At 38.8% G+C, this 8,799-nt stretch carries 4 protein-coding genes; 2 read left to right on the plus strand and 2 right to left on the minus strand.

Annotated elements, in window-relative coordinates; genetic code table 11:
- Nucleotides 1–132: 132 nt before the first annotated feature.
- Nucleotides 133–4,677, minus strand: coding sequence for an nSTAND1 domain-containing NTPase (locus D5R40_RS14630; protein WP_124154821.1), 4,545 nt, complete (start codon nt 4,675–4,677; stop codon nt 133–135).
- A 670-nt stretch (nt 4,678–5,347) separates the two neighbouring features.
- Here D5R40_RS14630 and D5R40_RS14635 point away from each other — a divergent pair.
- Nucleotides 5,348–6,214, plus strand: a complete 867-nt coding sequence (locus D5R40_RS14635; protein WP_124143403.1) for a sulfotransferase domain-containing protein — start codon at nt 5,348–5,350, stop codon at nt 6,212–6,214.
- 163 nt (nt 6,215–6,377) lie between these two features.
- On the opposite strand, the gene D5R40_RS14640 is transcribed toward D5R40_RS14635, so the two are convergent.
- Complete coding sequence (locus D5R40_RS14640) at nt 6,378–7,382, minus strand: helix-turn-helix domain-containing protein (protein ID WP_240038785.1); 1,005 nt, start codon at nt 7,380–7,382, stop codon at nt 6,378–6,380.
- A gap of 248 nt (nt 7,383–7,630) precedes the next feature.
- Here D5R40_RS14640 and D5R40_RS14645 point away from each other — a divergent pair.
- The coding region (locus tag D5R40_RS14645; RefSeq protein ID WP_153183479.1) for a sulfatase-like hydrolase/transferase at nt 7,631–8,799 on the plus strand (1,169 nt) is incomplete at its 3' end.

Genomic DNA, 8,799 nt, shown 5'->3' on the forward strand with positions numbered 1-8,799 from the left:
ATATCATGTCCGGATAAGAGCGTGATCAAAAAAACTTTCTCCTTCTTCTTCTTTCTACCCTCCTGTCTCCTGTCTCCTGTCTCCTGACTCCTTCGTCGTTTATTTATAATTGTTCAACCGGACATGATATAACTATATCCCTTCACAAAGAAGCCGATCGCTTTCTTTAACATCGGGACTATTCTGCAAATAGTCGTGAACAATATCACAACCCCGCGCCAATAAATTATCTAAATCAAAGTTCCACAATATTGCTACCCGATCCTTACCAACCGCACCGAGCATTTTACCATCTGGACTAAAGCTAACATCCATTACCCCTTCTCGAATACCTGCTAGACTCACCAACTCTTCACCATCAACAGTCCAAATTTTTACCGTACCGTCATCACTACCACTAGCGATAATTTTGCCATCAGGGGTAAAACTCAGACTATTTACTTGACCCTGGTGTCCTCTGAGAGTAGCGATCGCTTGACCTTCAGGAGTTAATAATTTAACTGTATTATCAGAACAAGCTACAGCAAGAATTTTTCCATTTGCACTAAAACTAACTTTCTTGATAACATTACACAACCCTTCAATCTTTCCTAGTTCCTCACCTTCTATGCTCCATATTTTCAGAACAACCTGACTCTCACCCCCAAAACCAGCAGCAGCGATGGCTTTTCCATCTGGTCTAAAAGTCACAGTTCTCAGTTCATCAATACCTCCTGGAATAGTCAATAGTTGTTGACCGCGAATATTCCACAATTTAATTGTTTGATCTAAGCTAGCAGTTGCCAACATTTTACCATCCGAACTATAGCTAATACTATAAACCCGATCTTTATGCCCGGAAAGAGTCGCATTTCCTAAACCTGCTAAATTCCAAACTATTCCTATTCCATCAGCACTTGCAGAAGCCACTGTTTGACTATCGGGACTAAAGCTCAAGCTATAAATACCGCGTTTATGCCCTTTTAAACTTGCTAACTCCTCTCCATCTCGACTCCAAATTTTTACACTCCGGTCGTAACCCCCAGTAGCGATCATCTGAGCATCTGGGCTAAAACTAATAGCTGTGATATAACTGGTGTGTCCTTTGAGAGTAGGCAATTTTTGTTCTTGAAGATTCCAAAGTTTAATCGTGTTGTCAGCACTAGCAGAAGCAAGAGTTAATCTATCATTACTCAAACTGAGACTACTAACCCAGGTACTATGACCTTTGAGAGTTGCTATTTCTCGACCATAATGAGTCCAGAGTTTAATTGTTCCATCAGAACTTCCAGAAGCAATAGTTTTGCCATCAGCACTAAAGTTAACGCTAACTACTGGACTTTTATGACCTTTGAGAGTGCCCATTTTTTGACCATCTATACCCCAGACTCTCACAGTATGATCCCAACTAGCAGTGGCAATAGTTTTACCATCTTGGCTCACACTCACACTCAAAACTCTGTCTTTAAAGCCTTTGAGAATAGCCAATTGTTGGCCTTGAGAGTTCCATAACTTCACCGTTTTATCTTCACTAGCAGAGGCTAATACTTTACCATAGCTGACACTGTAAATTTTATCCTGATGTGCTTGAATAGACTTCAATAGTTTCCCTTTAAGATTCCACAATTTAATCGTTCCATCTACGCCACCAGAAGCGATCGCCTTTCCATCTGGACTAAAACTAACGCTATTAACTGCCCCTTGATGCCCTTTCATTGTTACTAATATTTTACCATTCTGGTTCCAGAGTTTTACAGTACCATCATTACCAGCAGAAACTAACATTTTACTATTAGGACTAAAGTCAACACTGTAAACCGCACCCTGATGTCCTTTTAAAGTAGCTAATTCTTTCCCAGAGTTACTCCAGAGTTTGATTGTACCATCATCACTAGCAGAAGCAATTATTTTTCTATCCTTGCTTAAGCTGATGCTATTGACTGGTTGTGTATGTTCTGCTATTGTTCTGCGCGTACTCACACCATAAACAGTTTTGCGCAAAGCAATTAAAACTCGCATTCTTACATCTGCTGATACTTCTGAGGTATTGTGTAACTTTGTACCAGCTTTGATAGCAGTAAGTAAAGCGTCAAAGCCTTGGTTAGCAGTAAACTGATTTTCTGCGGATAAACTCAAAGCATTAAGTTGGGAATTTAATCTATCCTTTTCTGCCACTTGCCAATTAATCAAGGAAAATCCACTTAACCCACCTAAAATTAAAATTAATCCTATTATACTCCCGAGCCGAAAATTGTTTTGAAAACGTTTGCGGTTGATACTTTTTTCGAGAAATTCTTTGGCTAATACAGATACAAAAGCACTATCAGCATCACTTTCTAATAAACTTTCAGCTAAACTTAACTTGCGCCCACTTAATAAGTATTTGCCTGATTTATCTTTTTTCAGCCACCGTTGAGCATCAGCTTCCATACCAGGTTTTTGTTTAATTGCCTCCCGGTTTGACTCTACCCAAAAACTTAACTGAGACCAATGATGAATAATAGTATTATGGGCTAATTCTATTACTGTTACTGTTTGATTAGTATTTTGATAGTTGGTAAATTTAGTAGTTATAATTAATCTGGCTTTTGCTAATTTTTTCAGTATCTTACTCACAACTGCTAATGATTGTTGAGGGGTAATTAAATCAGTTTTTAATACTCGTTTGCAGCTTACTACCGTATCTTCATTTATTTGTACGAGTTTGAGAAATATCTGCTTGGCAACCTGACGCTCTCTAGCATTGAGGGAATGATAAGTTGCATAAGCTTGTTTTTCTAGACAACCTTTTACACCACCTAAGTTAATATATTGATTCAGAGTAAATTGGTCTATTCGTCGCTGTCGCCATAGTTCCGTTAGAGTATATTGTAATAATGGTAAATTACCGTGACTTTCTGTATCTACAATCATTTGCTCCACTAATTCTGGCTGAATTTCTATACCTACTTGTTTGACTGGAGCGGCGATCGCTTGTTGCAACTCCTGTCGAGTCATCGGCGTTACCGTCACTAAATGAGATTGAATTTGCCTAGCTAACCCAGAATATTCCTGCTCAAAGCATTTACCTAAAAATTCTGCCCCCATACTAATAATTAACAGAAATGTACTAGCATGAGAGTTATCTTGGTAATTTTTGTCTATTGCTCCCATCAAACAGTCAAAAAATTCCTGCCTTTCGATTTTATCTAAACACAGAGTAAAAACTTCCTCAAACTGGTCTACTACCATTACTATTCTGGGTGCTTGAGTATTTTGCAACACTTGTCTAAACCCACTAGCACCCTGATTAATTAACTCTTCGATTTCTATAGGTGAATAAATTATACGTTCAACTTCAGCCTTTTTGATCTCTTGCTCTAGGTTTTCATTGTGAGAATTTTTGATTTTAGGAGGTGATGTGACACCGGACTTTCTTTTTTCTGGCGATCGCCTACGGGTTCCTTTTGTTTCTTGTGCTGGTGGTGGAGGTGGATAAGGAATAGATGATTTTGGCGGTCGCTTTTTTTGTTGATGCTGCTGAGAAGTTGATGATAATTTTTTAGTAGTGTAAAGTTGTAATGATTCTTCCTCTGGAGCTGTTGTTTCTTCTGTTGTCGGCGTTAACAATGTCTGTAGTTGATAATCTACAAATGCTGCTGCTAAATTTTTTAAAGGATGTTCTCCTGGTCTAATAATTAATATAGGCCAAGTGTTACTCCCAGACAATCTTTGCCCCAGTTTAAGTTGATATAATAACCCTGCTTTTACTACACTTGATTTACCAATTCCACCGGCCCCTACTACCGCCAAAAAATTCCGAGAACGAACCTTTTCTAAAAGTATATTTGTCAAAGTTTTCCGACCATAAAAATATTTAGAATCTTTATCATTAAACTCAAATGCAGCTAGTCCTTTATAAGGGCAAACTCCGGCTGTCAGGTCTGGATTTTCTGTAGCTTCTTTTTCCCCTGTCAAAATAATTTCATTCCCAGAATTATTAAAGACTGGATGTAGATTAGAAAGATTTAGTTTTTTATTTATATAGTCTATTAAATTATAATTTGTTACGCAAACATTTGGATAATTTTCTGGTTCTAATGCTTCTAATAAACAATTTGTGAGAAAGCTATGTTCTGAATTTATTTGTGTTGTATAAACTTCTATTTCTTGAGAAACAAAAATATAACACCTATCATTATAAGTTGATTCTATATTACTAAGATTTGTTTGTAAGAAGTCAATTTGTTTTTCCTGATGGTAACAGTCTAACCATACTATTTGTTGTTTGACAGGAGATTTTTGTAATAGTTGACTTAACCAATGTAGTGAAATTCCCCATTTTCCTTTTTGAGGGTTTGTATCACTGGTTGCTAAAAATCCTTCTTGTACCCCTCCTTGTTGATCTAATAAACTATTTCCCACAAAAAACAATAAAGCAGTTTCAGGAACATTATCTAGAGGATTAAATAATTTAGAAATAGCTTCTTTCAAAGCATTTATTTCACAGTTTTTAATCTTAGGATGAGGATCTACTTGCCAAGAACCTTCTATATTAGCTCCTGGAAAGCGCTGCACTTGAAAATTGCCATAGGTTTCTAATAGTTGAGCGATCGCCTCTGCATCTGCTGCTGGTTTAATCAAGTTTCGGGGTTGAGCAGAGCTATCTTTGAGCAAAGGATAATAATTGATACCCACTACTAATGCTTTTCGGTTCATGCACGGTAGCCCATTTTAGTTAATAACTGGCCAGTTTATTATAATATCATGTCTCTTTAAAAACCCACAATAAAAAAAAATTTTAGGGAACAGGGAATAGGGAATAGGGAATAGGAAGAAATTTATCAGAGAACACATTTTTATTATCTCTAATTAACGAGACTTGATATAATAACAATTTTATGTGAAGTTGTACAAAATTATCAAATTCACGATTGAGACTCTAGTTCCTTTGTTTTAAGATTTAAGATAATGTTAAAAGAAATGATTTTGTTCGTGACTTTTACTTCTCTTGCTTACAGAGGTTTTCCTGATTGGACTTCACGAGTATCTACTAATTTGTACTATTCTTGATGCTATTTATACCGTCTAATCCTCTTTTGTGTAATATCATGTCCGGATAATTAGTGATCAAAAAAACTTTCTCCTTCTTTCTCCTTATTCTTCTTCTTTCTACCCTCCTGTCTCCTGTCTCCTGTCTCCTGACTCCTTCGTCGTTTATTTATAACTGTTCAACCGGACATGATATAACAAAGCCCCGCCAATAAATAAAATTATCAAATTATCAAAACGTCTCAGCGTTAACCAACTCAACCCGTTTGGGGTAAGATTAGTTATATCAACTACCCAAAGTTGTTGGGATTTGGTAACAAGTAGTAGGATTTAACACATGGCACAATATAAGCAAGCACTGGTTAAGGACGCTAAGAACCCTCCAGGTCTAATTGTCTTTCCTGCGTTCATTACCCAGAAGGAAATGGATGCGCTTAAGGATTTTAGAGTCGGCGATCGGGATACGTTTGTAGTAGCCTATCCTAAATCTGGTACGACATGGATGGAGCAAATTGTTCACTTGCTTGCTAGCAATGGAGAGCAGGGCGATAAAGTATTGAGTGAAGCAGTTCCTTGGTTAGAAGGTGCTGCAACTCGTTATGGAGGTTTGGATAATTTGATCGTAAATAGTGGCGATCGCCGTTATTTTCATAGCCATTTACCCTTGTCTCTGATGCCAATGTTTGGAAAAACCAAAGCCAAATATATTTATGTTGCTCGCAATCCAAAGGACAATGCTGTCTCCTATTATTATCATGCTTGCAGCAAAATGGGATACGAGGGTAGTTGGAGCGAATTTTTTCAGCTATATGTTGAAGGCAAAGTTGCCTATGGCTTGATATTCGATCATGTTTGGGAGTGGTGGAAAGCTAGCCAAAATTCAGATAATGTGATGTTTGTCAAGTACGAAGATATGAAAAAGGATTTAGCTCAAGTAGTTATTGATGTTGCTAGCTTTATAGATATCCCCTTAACTTCAGATTTACTGGATGCTGTGGTTGCTGCAAGTAAATTTTCGGCAATGGCGATGAATCCGAAAGCTAATCTTGATTGGGTTCCCCAGCGAGAAGGTATTCCCAAACATATGCGTAAAGGAATAGTCGGAGATTGGAAAAACCACTTTTCTTCAGAAGAGAATATGATTCTTGATGCTCTATATCAATCAAGAATGGTACAATATGGTCTGGAATTTGAATTTGAGTAGAGCTGGAGTTACGTTCTATAGAATTAATTTGTTTAATTTGTTGGCTCAAATTCTGATGATGATTCATTTTTCTTCTTGAGCTACAAATTGAAGTGCGGAATGTGGGATTAAAGCTGGTTTTCGCCTCGTCAAAAATTTGGGCTAACTCAACTAAAAATACTCTCTATGTTTTCTTGCTCAACGTCTCTGAAGGCAACTCCCCAAACATGGTTTTGTAATCTTTAGCAAAATGACCGGAATTACAGAATCCAAATTTACTGGCGAGGATGATGATGCTACAACTTTCGGGTTCGCTTACCTTCAGGAGTTGTCGCACTGCATGAAGTCGTCGTACCTTGAGATAGCGCATGGGACTCAAGCCAAATAAGTCCTGAAAAGCATAGGATAAGGCAGAACTGCTAGACCCCAAATTTTGAGCTAGTTGTTTTAAGGTCAAAGGTTTTTTCAAGTGTGCTAGCATTTCTTTTTCCGCTTCGGCAATCAGCTTTTCTCTTCGGGAAGGTTTGAGGAAAGACTTGGAATTTAACTTAATAGGAATGCTACTAATTAGCAAAGGAATAAAATCATCAGCAACGAGTTTTTCAATATGAGGTTGTTGAAGGAAGGTAGGATTTTTGATTGCTAACCAAGCTAGTTGTTTCAGGTAATTTTTAATTTCTTTCGTCCCAGTTGGCAACAAGTTCACATGATTTTTTCTCCGGAAATTATCGTCTAGATCGTGGCGTTGTAGTTGGTCGGCATAAGCATTAAAAGTTTGCACAGGAATGAAAACATGTGTCATGGCTATACCTTGATGAAATACTTCGTAGGATTCGGTGTTGTTAAAACCAAAAAGAGTTCTTTGAGGCTCAATAGGGGTGTTTAAGGAGTAATATTCCTTTTCTTTCTCAGACCAAATCATTACAAAAGACATGTATTCAGGTGTTCCCCCACCAGACGTTTGAAGTCCTTGGTTGACCTGATTATATGCGAAATATAAGTTGCCAATCTGAATAGATAAAAATTCACCTTGAAGAGGGCCGGGACTAAGTTGAATCATTTCCATCTTTTGATAATCAATAAACTCTTTGAAGCCATCTAGATGGGTAAAGGATCTGTAGACAATCCGAAGATTGTCTGTCCCAGGAGCATCTTTAGGTTGGGAAGTTTTACTTTTGTTTTCATTCATAAACAAAGTCATGTATATAGCATTTAATAAAAAAATAATCAACTATTTATAAGTAAAAACAATAAATTTTAAAAACTTATTTTTAAATTTATATGGCTGAGAAAGTTGGAATTTTTGAGTCTTCCAACAGAGAGTTTACCACTAAGCTTGGGTTTAAAGTATTTCCGCTACCCGATCATACAAATGGCCATTAAGACTACTTTGATCGTGATTTGGAATGTAGCTTGAATTTTTATGAGGTTTTACCCATGTTTTTTAACGGTTTTTTGAACCGGATTTTCAAAGGAGTAGTGGCGATCGCGATCGCCACCTGCCTCCTTTTGACCACCATTGCCCCACCCGCAATGGCCCAACAGATTCTTCCCCACCCCGATCCAGCTTTCACTGGCAAAATCGGTCTAACTTATGAAGACTCTGAAGAGGTCGAACTCCAATTGAAAGAGCCTTCAACCTTTGGCATTGAAAATGCGCCCAATATCCTGTTGGTGCTGCTAGATGACGTGGGCTATGGCCAGATGGGAACCTTTGGTGGCAAGATTAAGACTCCAACACTGGATCGACTGGCTGAAAATGGTTTAACGTACACTCAATTCCATACCACAGGCCTCTGTTCTCCCACCCGTGCAGCTCTCCTCACCGGACGTAACCACCACTCTGTTGGGACTGGTGTGACTACCGGAGTTGCAACGAGCTTCCCTGGATATTCAAGTGTGATTCCCCAGAACACAGCCACCTTTGCGGATGTATTGCAAGCCTACGGTTACGCAACTGCGTGGATTGGTAAAAACCACAACGTCCCAGATTGGGAAACCAGCGCTGTGGGACCCTTTGATCGTTGGGCCCAAGGGCTAGGGTTTGACTATTTCTATGGCTTTGTCGGGGGCGACGTCGATCAATACACTCCCCCGCTCGTGGAGAATACTACTCGCTTGATTCCGCCAGAAAAAAATGCCGATGGTTCAGACTACTACCTGAATACGGATTTGGCCGACCACGCCATCAACTATATCCAGACCACAAAAGCGCTGGCAGAAGATAAGCCCTTTTTTGTTTACTTTGCTCCCGGTGCGACTCATGCGCCCCACCAAGTTCCCAAAAAGTGGATCAAAGACTATAAAGGGAAATTCGATATGGGCTGGGATAAGTACCGTAAGAAAACCATTGAGCGGCAAAAAGAATTAGGTGTGATTCCCGATGATACCCAATTAACCCCTCGTCCAAAGTCTCTACGGAAGTGGGATTCTCTGAAGCCAAACAAGCAGCGGTTATATGCCCGCATGATGGAGGTGTTTGCTGGTTTTACCGAGGAGACAGACCACGAGGTTGGTCGGGTGATTGATGCCATTGAGGACCTGGGTGAGTTAGATAACACCTTGATTATCTACATTGCTGGAGACAACGGTTCCAGTGCAGAGGG

The organism is Okeania hirsuta (genome assembly GCF_003838195.1).
In the GTDB taxonomy this organism is placed as follows: domain Bacteria; phylum Cyanobacteriota; class Cyanobacteriia; order Cyanobacteriales; family Microcoleaceae; genus Okeania; species Okeania hirsuta.

Excerpts from the sequence above, each read along its gene's own strand:
- D5R40_RS14635 (WP_124143403.1), top strand. The coding sequence starts at position 5,348 with ATGGCACAATATAAGCAAGCACTGGTTAAGGACGCTAAGAACCCTCCA.
- D5R40_RS14630 (WP_124154821.1), bottom strand. The coding sequence starts at position 4,677 with ATGAACCGAAAAGCATTAGTAGTGGGTATCAATTATTATCCTTTGCTC.
- D5R40_RS14640 (WP_240038785.1), bottom strand. The coding sequence starts at position 7,382 with ATGAATGAAAACAAAAGTAAAACTTCCCAACCTAAAGATGCTCCTGGG.